A 16848-nucleotide genomic window follows, 5' to 3' on the forward strand; every position below is an offset into this window, starting at 1 on the left:
AAGCATCTCGGATTACACTTAAGCTAATCCGAGGTTGTACATGCTCCATTTAAAAAAAATTTCGTCTGATCTTTTCTCACAATTAAATATTGAGCAGATTCAAAATGCTTTCATCATAGGCATTGTACTTTTTATTCTTATTGTCTCTAGTATTGCACTGAATCGTCCAATTAATTCAGCTCACTTTGAACAAGTTCAAGCGCTCGCGGCTCAAAATCGTTTAGAGCGAACGCATGAAATGGCAACTTTGTTACTTGCAAAACCTAAGATTAAAAATATTGAATTTTATCGTTTGCTGAATGCTTATCATATCGAGAATGCTCATATAAAAATTTATCCAGCGATTGAAAAGTTGGATTAGTTTTCAATCTTATTCAGCTTGAGCCCAAGATTTTGATTCAGTATTTCTTCGATCTCCTTGGCAGTGACACGGTCAGAGACAGCAATAACAGTCATTTGATCGGGGTGTAAATGTTTTTGTATTGCATTTTGAATATCTTGGCGAGTTAATTTTCGAATCTGCTCCTGATACTCATTTAGATAATTGGAATTAAGTCCGTAAAATCCAATTGATGCGATTTGGGCATTAATATTTGCATTGCTATTTAAAGTCATTGGAAAAGACCGAAGAATACTTTCTTTATTTTCTTTAAGTAAAGAGTCAGTAATCGGCTGTTTTTTGAAGTCAATGAATACTTGATGTGCGAGCTTTAAGCTTTCAAGCAATTGGTCTTGTTGTGTCGCATATCCAAAACTAAAAACGCCAGGTACTTGTGGTGTAGTCAGCGTACTCGATGCACTATAAGTGAGTCCTCGTTTAACTCGTAACTCTTTTGATAAGATTGAATTAAAACTCCCACCACCAAACATTCTGTTGGCAACTTCCAAAGCGGCACGATCTGGATGTGCTCGTTCTAAAGATAAATGACCCAATAATGCATGTGCTTGTAGACTTTCGCGTTTTAGTACTGAAATTTTAAAACCTGATTCACTTACGGGAGTTGGAAGGTCAGGCTGCCTTTGCCCTTGCGGTAAATTGATACTAATCAGTTCCGAGATCTGTTGAGCTTGATCTTGAGTGAGTTGTCCTGTGATTGCTATATTGGAATTTTGAGCGACAAGCAATCGATCCCTAAATTCTTTGAGTAATTCAGGCGTAATTTTTTTTAAACTACCGACTGTCCCAGCTGTTGGTTGAGCATATGGATGATCCCCATACAGCATACGGTACAGTTGTATTGACATTAGTCTGGATGGATTCTCTTGAAGTTGTTTTTGCCCAATTTGAGTATTACTGAGCGCGAGATTAATGCCTGATTGTTTAAAGGTGGCATGCTTGATTAAATGCAGTAGTAAGTTCAGTGCAGGGTCAAATTTTTCAGGATCATTTAACACTCTTAGTCGAACAACAAACATATCACGATAGGCGTTGAAAGAATATTTGGCGCCTAATCCCTCAAATGTGGTGGTAATCTGTTTGGCACTGAGCTGATCTGTTCCTTCAAGCATAAGGCGAGCTGCCATATTGGATATACCGTAAAGTCCTTGACCAATGACTTCATCTCGTGCAGATCCAGCATTAAATGTAATTTGAATGTCGACCATTGGCAGATCATTCGTTTCGACAAATAAGGTTCGTACATTTAAAGAGTTTTTAAGTTCTTGAACAAAAGGCGCTTTATAATTTTGGGAAGATTTTGTGATCTCTTTTAAGCTTAACAAGTTTTTAATCGAGCTTAGACCACTGGGATCTTCTTCGATGATCTGTTCAATTGGTTCCGCTTCTATAAGTTCCTCCGCATGCGACAGTGAACTCAAAATGGCACTAAACAACACACTCGTTAAAAATAGAGAAGACAAATAATTCATAAAACACCTAGTTATTGTTTTTCTGTTCAGGATAAAGATGTAAAACGCTCAAATTGTCACGATTAAAATAAATATTGGCAATGCGTTGTAAATCATAAGGTGTGACTTTATCGAAGTAATCAGGGAGTTGATCAATCATGCGATAGTCTAGATCATTGATGCTGAGCAAACCAATGAGTCGAGCTTGCCCAATAACATCATCTTGGCTAAACACTAAATTGGAAATGAAATTCGCCTTGACCCGATTGAGTTCTTTTTCATTGACCAATTCTGATTTGAATAAATCTAGTTCCTGCTGTATGCGTTTTTGCGCTTGCTCAAGACTAATACCTTCAGCTGGTATGGCAGAGATTAAAAATAGGCTATCCCCACGATTATATGGATCATAACTCACATTAATTGAAGTCAGAATTCGCTTATCTCGGATCAGTCTCTCTTGTAGACGTGCTGAAATTCCGCCGTCCAATAGATTTTGAATAATGGTTAAAGCGTAGGCGTCTTGAGGGTTTTTTGCTGTTTTAATGGAATTGACATTCCAAGCCATAAACAAGTTGGGAACATGTACAGCCTGATATTGCTGCATGAAGCGATATCCAATTCTTGAAAATTCAAGCACATCATTTCGCTCAGGAACTGATTTTTTGGGAATCTTATTAAAATATTTTTTGACATCTCGAATGGTTTGTTCAGGATCTACATCCCCAATAATGACCAATGTTGCATTATTCGGCGCGTACCAAGTTTCGTACCATTGCTTTAAATCATTCAATTGAATGTTATTCAGATTTTTCATTAAGCCAATCACTGGTTGGCGATAGTGACTGGTCGGGTATGCTATCCATTTAAATCTTTCAAAAGCAAGGTTTCGAGGATTGTCCTCTGTTCGTTGCCGTCGTTCAGCCATTACAACTTTAATTTCGGGTTCGAAATCTTCTTGGCGCAGAACTAAATTTTGCATTCGATCTGCTTCTAACTCTAATGCCAGTGGAAGATATTTTTTAGGATAGAATTGATAGTAATTGGTGTAATTTGTGGATGTGAATGCATTGACACTACCACCATAAATTCGACTAAGGCGTGTAAATTCATCATTCGGTACTTTTTTAGTGCCTTTGAACATCATATGTTCTAGAACGTGTGAAATACCGAGTAAATTCCCTGACTCGTCACTACTGCCGACGGCATACCAAATTTGGCTAATTACTACAGGTGCGCGGTGATCTTCTCTAATAATGACTCTTAAACCATTATCCAGTGTTGTTTCGACGGTGTTTCGAGAGAGTTGAGCAGTTTGCTGATTTGCAAATGTCATCATCGGTGCTGATGTAATCGCAGCAATGATGATTGTTTGTTTGAAAATGAGTTGCAGAGAGAATTTGAGCCGGCTGAGAGACACAATTAATCCGAATAATGACTTTAAAATTATTCTTGATGATGTCGTATATTTATTCAAGATTGAACTGTTGCAATTTGGTTGATCGTTTTAAAAGTAATTGCAGATCGTGAATTTAAAGCAATCTATGCTAAACTCCATTCTTTTAATCGCAATGCTTTTCAAGGAATCGGCATGCAAGAACAGCAAAATAAATTCTTGATTGATGCGGATATTGGTGATGACGATGTCACCTTACCGAGCCTCCCGGCCGTTAATGTGCCTATTATCGAAAACAATGAAGTAGAAAAGCTGGAAACGGTGCCGGCCGTTGAAGAAACAAAACCGAAAGGTGGTTTCTTCAGTCGTATGAAAGAAGGCTTATCAAAATCTCGTAAAAATTTAGCTGATGGAATGATGAATATTCTAGTCGGTGGTAAAGAGATTGATGATGAGCTGCTCGAAGAAGTTGAAGAGCAATTATTGGTCGCAGATATTGGGGTAGAGGCGACGAAAACAATTATTGCCAATTTGACTGAAAGAACTGCGCGTGGCGATTTGATCTACTCTCATTCTCTCTATAAAGCTCTTCAAGAAGAATTAGTTGCTTTATTAGCACCACGTGTCAAACCGTTACATATCGATCCGAATAAAAATCCCTATGTGATTTTGGTTGTAGGTGTAAATGGTGTAGGTAAGACAACCACGATTGGTAAACTCGCAAAACGATTGCAAGGCGAAGGTAAAAAAGTCATGCTCGCGGCAGGCGATACTTTCCGTGCTGCGGCGACTGAACAGCTACAAATTTGGGGTGAACGTAACGATATTCATGTCGTTGCACAAGGTCATGGTGCAGACAGTGCTTCTGTAATTTTTGATGCTTTTGAAAGTGCACGAGCGAAAGGGATCGATGTATTGATTGCAGATACCGCAGGGCGTTTGCATAACAAAGGTCACTTGATGGAAGAGCTCAAAAAAGTAAAACGCGTTATGCAAAAAATTGATGCGACTGCACCGCACGAAGTGATGCTTGTTGTGGATGCTGGCACAGGACAGAACGCGATTAACCAAGTTGAAATGTTTGATGAAGCTGTAGGTTTAACGGGTCTTACTATTACTAAATTGGATGGTACGGCAAAGGGTGGTGTGCTATTTAATATTGCGAGCCGTACACATGTGCCAATCCGATTTATTGGTGTAGGTGAAAAGATTGATGATTTGAGACCGTTCTCAGCAAAATCATTTGTCGCTGCATTATTCGATAACGAAAAATAATTATTCTTGGGTTAATTTAAAAAGCTCCTTATACGGAGCTTTTTTTATAAATACTTAAAATTCATAAAGTTATTCAAATATGAGAAAGCCGAATTTTTTGACTCAATACATTAAATATGCAATTTGTTCCAAAAATAGAACACTTTGTTATAAAGATAAGGCTGAAAAGGTTTCGTAATATGAATAAGATAGCATCATCGTTAGCACACAATGAATGTTAAAAATAAGGAATAAGTTATGTCTTTTCTAAATCAAATTAAAAATCGCCGTACCATCTATTCAATTGGTAAGAATGTTTCTTTAGACAATACTCAGATTGGAGAAACCATTAAAGAAGCGGTACGTCAAAGTCCATCGTCATTTAACTCACAGACATCACGTGTTGTAACACTTTTTGGTGAGTCACATGACAAATTTTGGAATATCGTTTTAGAAACTTTACGTAAAATTGTTCCTGCAGAAGCATTTGAGGGAACTCAAAATAAGATCAATAGCTTTAAAGCGGGTCATGCAACTGTATTGTTTTATGAAGATCAAGATACGGTGAAAGGTTTACAAGAGCAATTCCCACTTTATGCTGAGAATTTCCCAATCTGGTCTGAACATTCAACAGCTATTGCTCAATTTGCGGTTTGGACTGCATTGTCAGAAAAAAATATTGGAGCATCATTACAACATTACAATCCAATTGTGGATGAAGAAGTGTCTTCAACATTTGAAATTCCAGCTTCTTGGAAACTTCGTGCTCAGCTTGTGCTCGGTTCAATCGAAGCGCCCGCTGGAGATAAAACGTTTATTGATGACGAGATTCGTTTTAAAACTTTTAATTAATCCAAATCATATAAAGGCACTTCGGTGCCTTTTTTTATGACGAGTTCTGTCATTAAATTGTCATCGCTTGGTAGCATAGTAGTCATATCTAACAATCTAATATTGAGTTATTTATGAAATTAAAAATTGCGTCTGCATTGATATTTACGGGTTTGAGCAGTCAAATTTTTGCAGGGGCGACCTTGGTGGTTCCAGAGGAACTGGTCGTAATTTCAGTGAATAATCAAGAGGTTAAATCAGGACTATTTAAATCAAAAAAACAATACCAAATTGATGTGAATCAACCTTTGGTGAATGTTCGATATAATCAATACTTTGAACTACCTTTAAATAATCATGAGATCGTAAAGTCGGATATTCTTACTTTGAAATTGCCAACCCTAGAGGATAATAAGTCATACAAATTGGATTTAATTCATCCACCACGAGATTTGGACCAAGCAAAAACATTCGCCAAAAATCCTCAATTGGCAATTTATAATCAAAATAATCAACTCATTTCAAATAATCTGATTGTTCAAATGACCTCGCAAAGTTTGCTAGGCGGTACGATCAATCAGATATTGCATAATGAGCCACAAGCTAGCCCAATGATCAAGTCAAGTTCACCATCAATAAATAATCAAACAGTGGAACAAGCTGACATTAAAAATACAAATTCAAATACTCATGATGGTCAGACGTTGATTGAAGTATGGAAAAATTCTTCAAAGCAGGAACGTCAAAAATTTATGACTTGGCTTGCAACGCAATAAAACATTTAATATTACAAAATGTGGCCATCTGAATGTATGCTTAAGCAAAAAAATTAGAGCTTAAAATTGAAAGATTTAGTATTTCAAATTGCTTCACCTCATGATCATGCTGAATTATTTAAGTTAATTAATTCAGCATATCGTGATCAACATGTTGGATCATGGACCAATGAAGCAATGTTAGTTGAGGGTTTACGCATTACTGAAGAAGCTTTACTCAATCTGATTTTAGGATCACAGCAACTTGAATCATCTGAGATTTTATATGTTGCTCTGGATGAAAATCACTCTATTGTAGGGTGTATAGCTTTAACGGTTTCTGATTGTGCTGCTGAAATAGGGACATTTGCCGTTAATCCAGATCTGCAAAATTGTGGCTATGGAAAAAGATTACTTGAGTTTATTGAGAATCGAGTCGAATCAAACTATTCACATCTAGACTTCATAAGAATGTGGGTGCTGAGTCAACGTGTAGAATTGATTCATTACTATCAAAGATGTGGGTATGAAATAACAACAAAAACGGATAGCTATCCAGTTGATTCGGGTGTTGGGCAGCCAATTCAAGAAGTTCACTTAGTCGAAATGCTTAAACAGATATAAAAAAGCCCTCATAGAGGGCTTTTTTATAAATTAAGTGAACAGCCAAGTATAATAACCATAAATCATCAATGGCCATGCTACAAATGGACTAAATAAATACTTCCATATCCAATAACGTGGTATAAACCCTACGCCATGGATAAATCCACCAGATATTCCAATCATAATCAGCATCATGGCACGATGACTGTAATTACCACTTGCATCCAACATCAGACTTGGGTGGATGAGTAATATGGTAGCGAGAGGCAATGCCATCAGAAATGAAATGATCATTGCAAATGAGTATTTACGTTTTTCAGAATTTGACATCGCAAGCTCACTCATCTCATTCACCATCTAAGTCTTGATGTTGTTCCATGTAAATGGCGGCAAGTACACTCGCGAAACATGCCATTAACACACCTAGTATCCATGCGAAGTACCACATAATTTTCTCCTAACAGTGATTCGGTTTTAATACAGACTATGCGTGTGGTCTTGAATATGTTTCTTGGTAATCACACCCCACATTTTGTAGTAACACCAAGTGGTGTATGCCAAGATCAGTGGAACAAAAATACATGCAGCAACAGTCATTACTGAAAGCGTCATTTGGCTAGATACTGCATCCCACATCGTCAAGCTAATGTTTGGATGAATACTAGATGGCATCAGGAATGGGAATAGGGCAAAACCAGCAGTGAGAATTGTGCCAATCACAGCGAACGATGTACCCACAAAGCTAAGTCCCGCTTTATTTTTAGACGATGCTAAAAACACAATTATTCCTCCGATAATTGCCATCACCGGTGCCAATATTGTGATTGGATAAATAGAATAATTGTTCATCCAGCCATGATTGGCATTAGTGAGTACTTCTTTAGCAAGTGGATTAGCTACACCATTCGTATCATAAGGTGTTACAAGCGTGTAGCCTTCGATATTGCCGAAATACAACCATGCACCAGCACCGAGAAAACAGATGAGAAAAAGAATACTCATATATCGTGTAGCTTGAGCAGATCGTGTTCTTAATGCACCTTCAGTGCGTAGCATTAACCATGCACCACCATGCGCAGCAAGCATCGTCAAACTGACCAATCCACAGACCAAGGCAAATGGATTTAAAAGTGCAAAGAAGCTTCCTGTGTAAGTTGAACGAACAGTTTCATCAAGTGTAAAGGGGATGCCAAGGAACATATTGCCAAATGCAACACCAAAAACGAGTGCTGGTACTGCGCCGCCAATACATAAGCCCCAATCCCAAGCATTACGCCATTTAGTATTTTCGAGCTTAGAGCGATAGTCAAAACCAACAGGTCTAAGGAATAAAGCAAATAATACGAGTAACAGCGCCCAGTACATACCCGAGAAAGCTGTTGCATATACCATTGGCCAAGCTGCGAAAAGTGCACCACCCGCCGTAATAAACCAAACTTGGTTTCCATCCCAATGTGGTGCAATCGTGTTGATAGCAGCACGACGCTCTTCATCATCTTTACCGACGAACGGCATCAGTGCCATAGAGCCCATATCAAATCCATCAGTCAAAGCAAACCCAATAAGGAGGACGCCGACCAATACCCACCAAATGATTTTGAGAAGTTCATATTCAATCATGTTAAATCTCCTCAGTTGACTTATTGGCTGCTGCTAGTTTTTCGAAATGATACTTTCCAGTATGTAAAGAGCTTGGTCCTAGTCTTGAGAATTTGATCATTAAATACATTTCTATGATGAGCAGCACTGTATAGAAAGCAGCGAGTGCTAAAATTGAACCCCATACATCCGCTGAACTAATACTTGATGCAGATAGGTGTGTTGGTAAAACTTCACCAATAGTCCATGGTTGACGACCAACTTCAGCAACGTACCAACCTGTTTGAGCTGCAATCCATGGAAGTGGAAGGGCGATCAGTGCAAACTTGAGCAACCAAGTTTTATTTTCAGCATTACGTTTCATGACAGCGTACGTTGCAAGAATGAACAACAAGAGCATCAAGAAACCTGACGCCACCATCGCTCTAAATGCCCAAAATAAACTTGGAACATGAGGGATAGTATCTAAAGCTGCAGATTTAATTTGTTGTTCAGTAGCATCAACCACAGTTGGTGTGTATTTCTTCAACAATAGACCATAACCCAAATCTTTTTGAGTCTCGTCAAATGCAGCTTTGAGTTCTGGTGATTGATCTCCAGCACGAAGTTGTTCAAGCTGTGCATAAGCGACCATACCATTACGGATACGTTGCTCATGTTGTGCGATTAAATCTTTGATCCCTGTGACTTGTTCAGTTGTAGAGCGAGTCGCAATTAAACCCATGACATATGGAATTTTCACAGCATAGTCTGTTGTTTGCGTCTCGGGATTGGGGATACCAAATAATGTGAATGCAGCTGGTGCTGGATGTGTATCCCATTCTGCTTCAATTGCAGCGAGTTTGGTTTTCTGAACATCACCTAATTCATATCCTGATTCATCACCCAGTAAAATTACGGATAATGTCGAAGCAAGACCGAAAATAGCAGCAATGGCAAATGAACGACGGGCAAAGGCCAAATCACGTTTTTTAAGTAAGTAATAACTTGAAATTGCCAATACAAAAATTGCACCAGTCACATAACCCGCAGAAACAGTATGGACAAATTTAACTTGTGCCACTGGGTTAAATATTAGTGCGGCAAAATCTACCAGTTCCATACGCATGGTTTCATAGTTAAATGCGGCCCCGACAGGGTTTTGCATCCAACCATTTGCAACCAAGATCCAAAGTGCTGACATATTAGAGCCTAAAGCCACTAACCATGTCACACATAAATGTTGGACTTTAGAAAGACGTTCCCAGCCGAAAAAGAATAAACCAATAAAAGTAGATTCTAAAAAGAAGGCCATTAATCCTTCGATTGCTAATGGCGCTCCGAAAATGTCACCTACATAATGTGAGTAGTAAGCCCAGTTTGTACCAAACTGGAATTCCATCGTTAGTCCAGTGGTTACCCCTAAAGCAAAGTTGATCCCGAATAACTTACCCCAAAACTTGGTCATGTCTCGGTAAATCTCTTTACCTGTAATGACGTAGGTGGTCTCCATGATGGCAAGGATAAATGCCAAACCTAGAGTGAGGGGTACAAATATAAAGTGATACATTGCGGTCATTGCAAATTGAAACCGCGATAGATCGACCACGCTTTCAGAAATCATCAACGTGTCTCCTTCATTTTAAGTTCGCTGCCCGTAATTCGTTCAGCGACTTGATGGTCAAAGTTTTTGGGAATGGTAGGTGCATCAAACCAGATATTTTTAATCACGATAAGAATGATTACTTTGATAATTAGAATCAGAGTAATCTCTTTGATTAAATTTTTATTTAAACTTGAAGGTTTAATCACCATATTTAAATGCATTATTTGAATCTATTTTAATTATTATTATCTTTTTTTTATTTAAAATAAATACTTTATAGTTATAAATATTTTTAGTATAAAAAATATAATAAAAACAGTTGTTTATAATTTTATTTTAAATAAAATTAAATCCGACTAAAATGGTTATATTTAAAAATAAAATAGACTAAATTACTTGGTATTAATATTTTAATTCCAACTAAAATAATAGGATTGTTGTTTTAAAGCTTATTAAATTGGTTGGTTTTAAATCTGATTAAAATGGTTGGTTATAAAGATTTTATTAATTTTATATAATCGTTGAGTTGATTGGATTTAAATTTAATAGGCGTCAAAAATACCTTGAATGAACTATTTTCAAATCAAATGCATATAATTGAAGTGGGGTGTTAATAGCTCATTAATGCTGATCAACATTGAAAAGTTGATTTGTTTTTGCAATTTTTTTAGCAATAAAATGAGATCTTTTTGCACGGATCAGGAGGATTTGAGATTGAAATTCAAGTTCCCCAAACTCTGGTTCAACTTGTACATAATGTAATTGACCGAATTCATCGCGAACGCGTGCTTGAGCAGAGAAGCCAGGTCGTGCATTACCACTGGAAACAGTTGCTAGTCGACCAAGCAAATTTGAGTGCTCGGATTTGTACTTGGGTTTGATCACTTGATCCAAACAATGAATCATAAATACCGTAAAGAAGATTGCGATAATTAAAGCGGGTAATAAAACATAGTACCAAGCTAGAAAGGTTTTCTGGCTTGCAAATACAATGAGCTGAAGAAAATATCCAGCAAAACTAAAATTGATCAGAAAAAAAACAAGAATGAGAACTTTGGAAAATTTAACTTGAAGCAAAGGAAGGCGAATAAGCCAATAAGGTGTTAATTTTTTTATAAATTGACTAGGTCTTAAGCCAACAAAATAGCCTAAGGTTTCAGCCATGCTGAGCATTAGCAATGCAAACACGCACATATGAAATGGCATTAAATCAATTTCCATTAAAAATGCCAGCATGTCATTCACCTCATGACTTAAGATTCTAAGTAAATTCCACCATCAGAATGAACTTTAATCTCGACTTTTTCTAAAGATTCACCTTGGCATGGGCCTGAAATGCACACACCAGTTTCTACATCAAATAAAGCACCATGAGTAGAGCATTCAATGAACTCTTGATCACGATCTAAGAATTGATTTTCAAGAAACTCGAGCTCAACTTGCAAATGTGGGCATACATTTTGATACGCATAGAAGCAACCATCTCGTTGCGTAATGAAAATGTTGTCACCATTTTCAGTTTCAAAAGATCGAGATTCTCTTTCAGGAATGTCTTCAGTCATGCAAATTTTATTCATTTTATGCGACTTCTATTTGAAATTCTTTAAGAAGTTTAGCGTAATCAGCTACGTCTAAACGTGGACCAAATTGAGCAACCACTTGGCTTGAGATTAAAATAGCCAATTCAGTCGCTGTTTGTAAATCTTTACCAGCATTTAATGCATATAAAAATGCACCAGAGAAAGCATCACCAGCACCGTTCGTGTCTAAAGCAACAACTTTACGTCCTTTCACTTGAAGTTCAGTTGATTCCGTTGCTACAAGAGCGCCGTCTGCTCCAAGCGTAATAATGACGGTAGAGCTTAATTTTTTAAGTGCAGCAAGAGCATTTTGTAAGTCATCAGTTTGTGTATACATCAATGCTTCTTGTTCATTACAGAATAGAACATCTACACCATCATCTAATAATTCGTCCAAGCCTGTACGCGCGTACTGCACCATAGCAGGATCAGAGAGCGTTAACGCAATTTTAACATTATTTGCTTTCGCAATTGCACGCGCTTGCTTCACGGCAGCTCGTGCCGTATCACTCGTAGAAAGGTAACCCTCTATATATAACCATTTAGCGGTTTTTAGCGCTTCAAAATCAATTTGTTCATTACTGAGTTCAGCTGTAATACCTAAGAAAGTATGCATGGTACGTTCTGAATCAGGACTGACCAAAACCATGCAAGTCCCAGTTACGCCTTCACTGATCGAACGTTCAGAGGTTTGTATTCCTGCATCATTTAGACCTTTTAAGTACAACGCTCCAAGATCATCATTGCCAACACGGCATCCATAAAACGCTTGACCACCTAAGGCACTAAAAGCCACTGTTGAGTTAGCTGCAGATCCCCCAGAGGCTTGACCTTTATATTCTTGAGAATTTTTTAAGCTTTGAAATAAACGGGCTTGAGTTTCCCCATCTGTAAGCTGCATAGTACCTTTTTGCAAATTTTGCTCTAAAAGAAATTCATCAGATACTTTGAATTCTTGGTCAATGAGGGCATTGCCAATCGCAAAAAGGTCAACTTTAGCCATGTCTAAATTCACATCACGAAAAAAGAAAACGATTTTACACCAATGCGATTGAATTCAGTAGCGTATTGCTTGATTTTCAAGCTTTAACCCGCATTTAATCGAAATGAATTATTTAATTCCGATATAGTTCTATTGATTTAGTTTTAATCTGACTATTTTACTCGGAAAATAGTTAGAGTTTGTTGTATAAATGATGAATTGTATTGAACTATCAGTATAATGATCTTTGTTAAAATTTATGTAAATTAAGGAGCACACATGACCGTAGATGTTACTGAAACCATTCAAAACACCGTTCATCCCGCGTTTCAGTTGGTACGTCAACATCATGTAGCCGCACTCGATATATTAGTTTCAGAATACCGTCATAAAGAAACTGACGCTGTGCATTTTCATCTAGCAACTGAACATGATGAAAATGTTTTTTTAGTTGCTTTCCGTACACAACCGATGGATTCAAAAGGCGAAGCACACATTCTTGAGCATACTGCATTATGTGGTTCTGAAAAATTTCCTGTACGTGATCCATTCTTTTTAATGATCCGTCGTTCTCTAAATACGTTTATGAACGCATTTACAGCTGCCGATTGGACAGCTTATCCATTTGCGACACAGAATAAAAAAGATTTCCAAAACTTACTTTCCGTCTATTTGGATGCAGCATTTGCAGCCAATTTAAACCCTTTGGATTTCGCTCAAGAAGGTATCCGAATTGAGTTGGAAAATGGTGAGCCTGTTTACAAGGGTGTGGTTTTTAATGAAATGAAAGGTGCAATGAGTTCGCCTTCAGATCAGTTATATCACCAACTTGCTCATCATTTATTCCCTAAAACGACTTACCACTATAATTCAGGTGGTGATCCTAAGGATATTCCTGATTTAACTTACGAAGAGTTAGTCAGTTTCTATAAGTCACATTATCATCCAAGTAACGCTATTTTCATGACTTTTGGTAATCAATCTGCCTATGAGTTACAAGAGCAGTTTGAAACTTTAGCGTTATCTAAGTTTAAGAAAGGTCAAACCTTATATTCGACACCAGAAGAGCGTCTAGAAGCACCTATTGAGGTGACAGAGACTTACGCGGTAGATGCTGAAGATTTGAAAGATAAAACCTACCATGTACTGGCATGGTTACTTCCTGAATCTAGTGATATTCAACTTCGTTTAGGCTTACGTTTGGCTGAAGGGATCTTATTGGAAGATTCTGCTTCACCATTACGTCACTATTTAGAAACGTGTGGTTATGCTCAATCTACAGGACCAATTTTAGGTCTTGATGATTCTAACTATGAAATGACTTTCTACTGTGGTATTCAAGGTTCAAATCCTGAACATGCAGAAACATTCAAAAACGGTGTGTTGAATGTGCTGAACGAGGTTGCCTCGAAGCCTGTAGATCAGTCATTGGTTGATGCGATTTTGCATCAAATTGAATTACACCAACGAGAAATTGGTGGAGATGGCACGCCTTATGGTCTAAGCCTCATCCTCAATGGTTTAAGCAGTGCAATTCATCATAATGATCCAATACATGTTTGGGACGTAGATTCGACCATTGAGCAAGTGAAAGAGCAGTTGAAAGACCCGATGTGGTTGCCTAATCTGATCAAGACCCATTTGATTGATAATCCGCATCGTGTACAGATGACGCTTGTACCAGATGCGAATAAGTCGAAATTAGAGGCTGAAGCAGAAAAACAGCGTTTAGCTGATATAGGCGCACGCTTAACAGATGATGAAAAAGCGGAAATTGTACGCCAGACTGAGGCATTAAATGAAAGACAGGCGACTCCGGATAACTTAGATTTATTGCCGAAAGTTGGTTTAGACGATATTCCTGCCGAACTTCCAGTCGTTCAAGGTCAATTGAGAGAAATCATTTCTAATAACTTAGATACACCCTTGAACTTATACCATGCTGGTACTAACGGAATTTATTATCAACAAGTGATTATTCAAATTCCTGATCAAGTCGTGAAATCACCTTACTTTAACTTACTCTCCGTGCTCATGGGGGAGGTTGGTGCAGGTCAATATAATTATTTAGAATTACAGCAATTACAAACAGCGGTAAGTGGTGGCCTTGGTATGGGGGCATCTCTACGTAGTAAAGTTGATGATAAAGGTAAAATTAGCGCATTTTTAACGCTGACAACCAAATCGCTTGCCCACAAACTAGATACGATTCAATTGTTAAAACTGGCATTTGAGAAACTGCGTTTTGATGAAAAGGACCGTATTATTGAACTTTTACAACAGCGTAAGACGCGTTGGGCATCCCGTTTGTCTGGCTCTGGACATAGCTATGCCATGCAGATTGCTTCTCGTAATATGAGTGCATTGGCATTGCGTGATTATAATAATACCGGCTTAGGTGCGCTTAATTGGCTGAGCGAGCTTGTTCAAAGCATTGAAACAGATGAACAAGCATATGCGAACCTCATTCAAGAGTTGCAAAATATTCACCGTTTGTTGTTACTCGCGCCTAAACAGTTCCTACTGGTCTGTGAAGAGCAACAGTCTGAACGTTTAATTGAAGAAATTCAAAATGTTTGGGATAAACTTGAAGTGAAGCGTGAGCCAGTGCGTCTTGCTGAAGTTAATTTTGAACAAACGCAAAATGACGAAGCATGGCTGATTCAATCCAATGTCCAATTCTGTGCTTCTGCTTATCCAGCAGTTGAAGTTTCTCATCCGGATGCAGCACCGTTAATGGTGCTTGCGGGTTATCTACGTAATGGTTTCCTACATAGTGCAATCCGTGAAAAAGGAGGCGCTTATGGTGGTGGTGCAAGCTATGATGGCAATGCTTGTGCATTTAGATTCTATAGTTATCGTGATCCACGTTTAGCAGAAACTTTCCAAGATTTTGAAGCAAGTATTGATTGGTTATTGAATACTGAACAAAAACCACACCAACTTGAAGAGGCGATTCTTGGTCTTGTATCGAGCATGGATAAGCCTGGTTCTCCAGCAGGTGAAGCAATTACTGCATGTTATGCATTATTGCATGGACGTACGCCTCAATTCAGAAAAACTTTACGAGAGCGTTTGCTCAATGTAACGTTAGATGATCTAAAACGTGTAGCAGAAACGTATTTAGTGAATCAAAAACCAACGAAGGCTGTTGTAGCACCAATGGCTAAAAAAGAGCAACTTGCAGAACTTGGATTTGCAATAAAACAAGTGAATTAAAATTATAAATGGGGCTTTGCCAATGCGAAATAGAATAAAACGTTCACCAATATGGTTGGGTGTGTCGTCGTTCATGTGTTTGCCTATACAGACTGTTTGGGCAACAGATGTGGTACCAGCGAATCCAGCGTCACCACAAGCGTGCGTTGCACTTGATTCAAATGCAGAGCGTTTAGCCTGCTATGATGCATTGTTCAAAGCCCCTGAACTTGAGCAACCTGCGTATGTTTCTGAGCGTCAGGCTGCGCGTGAAATACCAGCACCGCAGGTTGAACCACAGGATTTAAAGTCTAAAATCGAACAAAAAGTTGAAAACTTGTTTTCAGTGGAAGGTCCTGTAATTACACCAAATTCATCGTTGCTTGATAAACGATGGGAATTGGCTGAAGACAGTAAATTAGGTACATGGAATATACGTGCACATCAACCTGTATATTTACTTCCTGCATTTTGGACGTCTGATAAGAACGAATTTCCATCGAGCCCAAACCCTCAAAACACCGTAGAAGATGATCAAAACCTTAAGTCTTTAGAGTCTAAGTTTCAAATTTCACTGAAAACCAAAGCTGTTGAAAACTTAATCGGGAATAATGGCGATATTTGGTTAGGTTATACCCAGTCATCTCGTTGGCAGGTTTACAACTCTGAAGAATCACGACCATTTCGTGAAACGAATTATGAACCTGAAGCAAGTATTGTGTTTCGAACCAACTATGAATTTTTAGGTTTAAATGGTCGCTTACTCGGTTTAACGCTAAATCATCAATCAAATGGACGTTCGGATCCTTTATCACGTAGTTGGAACCGTGTGATGCTGAGCTTAGGATTTGAGCGTGATAATTTCGCTATGATGATTCGACCTTGGTATCGAATCGAAGAAGATTTCAATGATGATAACAATCCTGACATTAAAAACTATATTGGTCGTGGTGATTTAACGACTTTTTACCGTTGGAATGATCATGATTTTAGTTTGATGTTAAGACATTCACTTAAGGGTGGGGATGATTCTCGAGGAGCTGTTCAATTTGATTGGGCATTTCCAATCAGTGGCAAACTTAGAGGTCATTTTCAATTATTCGATGGGTATGGTGAGAGTTTGATTGATTATAATCATCGTGCTACCTATGCGGGTATTGGCGTCTCTTTAATGAATGCTTTCTAAATAAAAAAACCACGCTTAGGCGTGGTTTTTT

Annotated in this window: 17 protein-coding genes; 7 read left to right on the plus strand and 10 right to left on the minus strand. The window is 38.0% G+C overall.

Annotated features, from left to right (window positions below; genetic code table 11):
• The first annotated feature begins 40 nt into the window (after positions 1-40).
• On the plus strand, positions 41-361 hold the full coding sequence (locus tag AC1M9I_RS12500) for a hypothetical protein (RefSeq protein WP_180028944.1): 321 nt from the start codon (positions 41-43) through the stop codon (positions 359-361).
• Here the strand turns inward: AC1M9I_RS12500 and AC1M9I_RS12505 are convergent.
• Together AC1M9I_RS12505 and AC1M9I_RS12510 are read right to left on the minus strand one after the other, a co-directional pair.
• Entirely contained in the window at positions 358-1869 is a 1512-nt protein-coding gene (locus tag AC1M9I_RS12505) for a M16 family metallopeptidase (protein WP_481595165.1), read from the minus strand. The two genes, AC1M9I_RS12500 and AC1M9I_RS12505, sit on opposite strands and share 4 nt — an antisense overlap.
• A gap of 7 nt (positions 1870-1876) precedes the next feature.
• Positions 1877-3184, minus strand: coding sequence for a M16 family metallopeptidase (locus tag AC1M9I_RS12510; RefSeq protein ID WP_481595179.1), 1308 nt, complete (start codon positions 3182-3184; stop codon positions 1877-1879).
• Positions 3185-3436: 252 nt separating this feature from the next.
• Between AC1M9I_RS12510 and ftsY the strand changes: the two genes are divergently transcribed.
• The 4 genes from ftsY to AC1M9I_RS12530 all read left to right on the plus strand — a co-directional run bounded on the left by ftsY (position 3437) and on the right by AC1M9I_RS12530 (position 6705).
• Positions 3437-4516, plus strand: a complete 1080-nt coding sequence (gene ftsY, locus AC1M9I_RS12515; RefSeq protein WP_035266635.1) for a signal recognition particle-docking protein FtsY — start codon at positions 3437-3439, stop codon at positions 4514-4516.
• A gap of 237 nt (positions 4517-4753) precedes the next feature.
• Positions 4754-5347, plus strand: coding sequence for a nitroreductase family protein (locus tag AC1M9I_RS12520; RefSeq protein ID WP_481593954.1), 594 nt, complete (start codon positions 4754-4756; stop codon positions 5345-5347).
• A 113-nt stretch (positions 5348-5460) separates the two neighbouring features.
• Positions 5461-6102, plus strand: a complete 642-nt coding sequence (locus AC1M9I_RS12525; RefSeq protein ID WP_481590863.1) for a DUF2057 family protein — start codon at positions 5461-5463, stop codon at positions 6100-6102.
• A gap of 66 nt (positions 6103-6168) precedes the next feature.
• Positions 6169-6705 (plus strand): GNAT family N-acetyltransferase, encoded by a 537-nt coding sequence (locus tag AC1M9I_RS12530; RefSeq protein WP_481611123.1) that lies wholly within the window; start codon positions 6169-6171, stop codon positions 6703-6705.
• A 30-nt stretch (positions 6706-6735) separates the two neighbouring features.
• On the opposite strand, the gene AC1M9I_RS12535 is transcribed toward AC1M9I_RS12530, so the two are convergent.
• From AC1M9I_RS12535 to AC1M9I_RS12570, 8 genes are all read right to left on the minus strand, one after another.
• The gene (locus AC1M9I_RS12535) at positions 6736-7032 is read right to left on the minus strand and encodes a cyd operon YbgE family protein (RefSeq protein WP_092768427.1); all 297 of its coding nucleotides are present in this window, start codon (positions 7030-7032) and stop codon (positions 6736-6738) included.
• Position 7033: 1 nt separating this feature from the next.
• Positions 7034-7135 carry a cytochrome bd-I oxidase subunit CydX gene (cydX, locus tag AC1M9I_RS12540; RefSeq protein WP_035266590.1) on the minus strand — a complete coding sequence of 34 codons (102 nt, stop codon included), beginning with the start codon at positions 7133-7135 and terminating at the stop codon, positions 7034-7036.
• 26 nt (positions 7136-7161) lie between these two features.
• Positions 7162-8307 (minus strand): cytochrome d ubiquinol oxidase subunit II, encoded by a 1146-nt coding sequence (cydB, locus tag AC1M9I_RS12545; protein ID WP_481595166.1) that lies wholly within the window; start codon positions 8305-8307, stop codon positions 7162-7164.
• A gap of 1 nt (position 8308) precedes the next feature.
• Positions 8309-9889 carry a cytochrome ubiquinol oxidase subunit I gene (locus tag AC1M9I_RS12550; protein WP_035266593.1) on the minus strand — a complete coding sequence of 527 codons (1581 nt, stop codon included), beginning with the start codon at positions 9887-9889 and terminating at the stop codon, positions 8309-8311.
• Entirely contained in the window at positions 9889-10080 is a 192-nt protein-coding gene (gene cydP / locus AC1M9I_RS12555) for a cytochrome oxidase putative small subunit CydP (RefSeq protein WP_481595180.1), read from the minus strand. Before cydP ends, AC1M9I_RS12550 begins: the two co-directional genes overlap by 1 nt.
• Positions 10081-10492: 412 nt before the next feature.
• Positions 10493-11107 carry an OB-fold-containig protein gene (locus tag AC1M9I_RS12560; protein WP_035266601.1) on the minus strand — a complete coding sequence of 205 codons (615 nt, stop codon included), beginning with the start codon at positions 11105-11107 and terminating at the stop codon, positions 10493-10495.
• 17 nt (positions 11108-11124) lie between these two features.
• Complete coding sequence (locus tag AC1M9I_RS12565) at positions 11125-11433, minus strand: Rieske (2Fe-2S) protein (RefSeq protein ID WP_171076765.1); 309 nt, start codon at positions 11431-11433, stop codon at positions 11125-11127.
• Positions 11434-11449: 16 nt separating this feature from the next.
• The gene (locus AC1M9I_RS12570) at positions 11450-12454 is read right to left on the minus strand and encodes an adenosine kinase (protein ID WP_481595167.1); all 1005 of its coding nucleotides are present in this window, start codon (positions 12452-12454) and stop codon (positions 11450-11452) included.
• Positions 12455-12712: 258 nt separating this feature from the next.
• Here AC1M9I_RS12570 and AC1M9I_RS12575 point away from each other — a divergent pair, with 258 nt between their 5' ends.
• Both AC1M9I_RS12575 and AC1M9I_RS12580 read left to right on the plus strand, forming a co-directional pair.
• Complete coding sequence (locus AC1M9I_RS12575; protein WP_481611124.1) at positions 12713-15652, plus strand: insulinase family protein; 2940 nt, start codon at positions 12713-12715, stop codon at positions 15650-15652.
• 73 nt (positions 15653-15725) lie between these two features.
• Positions 15726-16817 (plus strand): phospholipase A, encoded by a 1092-nt coding sequence (locus AC1M9I_RS12580; protein WP_481611125.1) that lies wholly within the window; start codon positions 15726-15728, stop codon positions 16815-16817.
• Positions 16818-16848: the final 31 nt, after the last annotated feature.

The organism is Acinetobacter sp. ANC_7553 (assembly GCF_056779895.1).

Bases quoted from the DNA above. Each gene is read 5' to 3' on its own strand.
- AC1M9I_RS12565 (WP_171076765.1), bottom strand. From the start codon at position 11,433: ATGACTGAAGACATTCCTGAAAGAGAATCTCGATCTTTTGAAACTGAA.
- AC1M9I_RS12570 (WP_481595167.1), bottom strand. From the start codon at position 12,454: ATGGCTAAAGTTGACCTTTTTGCGATTGGCAATGCCCTCATTGACCAA.
- AC1M9I_RS12560 (WP_035266601.1), bottom strand. From the start codon at position 11,107: ATGCTGGCATTTTTAATGGAAATTGATTTAATGCCATTTCATATGTGC.
- cydP (WP_481595180.1), bottom strand. From the start codon at position 10,080: ATGGTGATTAAACCTTCAAGTTTAAATAAAAATTTAATCAAAGAGATT.
- AC1M9I_RS12500 (WP_180028944.1), top strand. From the start codon at position 41: ATGCTCCATTTAAAAAAAATTTCGTCTGATCTTTTCTCACAATTAAAT.
- cydB (WP_481595166.1), bottom strand. From the start codon at position 8,307: ATGATTGAATATGAACTTCTCAAAATCATTTGGTGGGTATTGGTCGGC.
- AC1M9I_RS12505 (WP_481595165.1), bottom strand. From the start codon at position 1,869: ATGAATTATTTGTCTTCTCTATTTTTAACGAGTGTGTTGTTTAGTGCC.
- AC1M9I_RS12535 (WP_092768427.1), bottom strand. From the start codon at position 7,032: ATGAGTGAGCTTGCGATGTCAAATTCTGAAAAACGTAAATACTCATTT.
- AC1M9I_RS12575 (WP_481611124.1), top strand. From the start codon at position 12,713: ATGACCGTAGATGTTACTGAAACCATTCAAAACACCGTTCATCCCGCG.
- cydX (WP_035266590.1), bottom strand. From the start codon at position 7,135: ATGTGGTACTTCGCATGGATACTAGGTGTGTTAATGGCATGTTTCGCG.
- ftsY (WP_035266635.1), top strand. From the start codon at position 3,437: ATGCAAGAACAGCAAAATAAATTCTTGATTGATGCGGATATTGGTGAT.
- AC1M9I_RS12520 (WP_481593954.1), top strand. From the start codon at position 4,754: ATGTCTTTTCTAAATCAAATTAAAAATCGCCGTACCATCTATTCAATT.
- AC1M9I_RS12525 (WP_481590863.1), top strand. From the start codon at position 5,461: ATGAAATTAAAAATTGCGTCTGCATTGATATTTACGGGTTTGAGCAGT.
- AC1M9I_RS12550 (WP_035266593.1), bottom strand. From the start codon at position 9,889: ATGATTTCTGAAAGCGTGGTCGATCTATCGCGGTTTCAATTTGCAATG.
- AC1M9I_RS12510 (WP_481595179.1), bottom strand. From the start codon at position 3,184: ATGATGACATTTGCAAATCAGCAAACTGCTCAACTCTCTCGAAACACC.
- AC1M9I_RS12580 (WP_481611125.1), top strand. From the start codon at position 15,726: ATGTGTTTGCCTATACAGACTGTTTGGGCAACAGATGTGGTACCAGCG.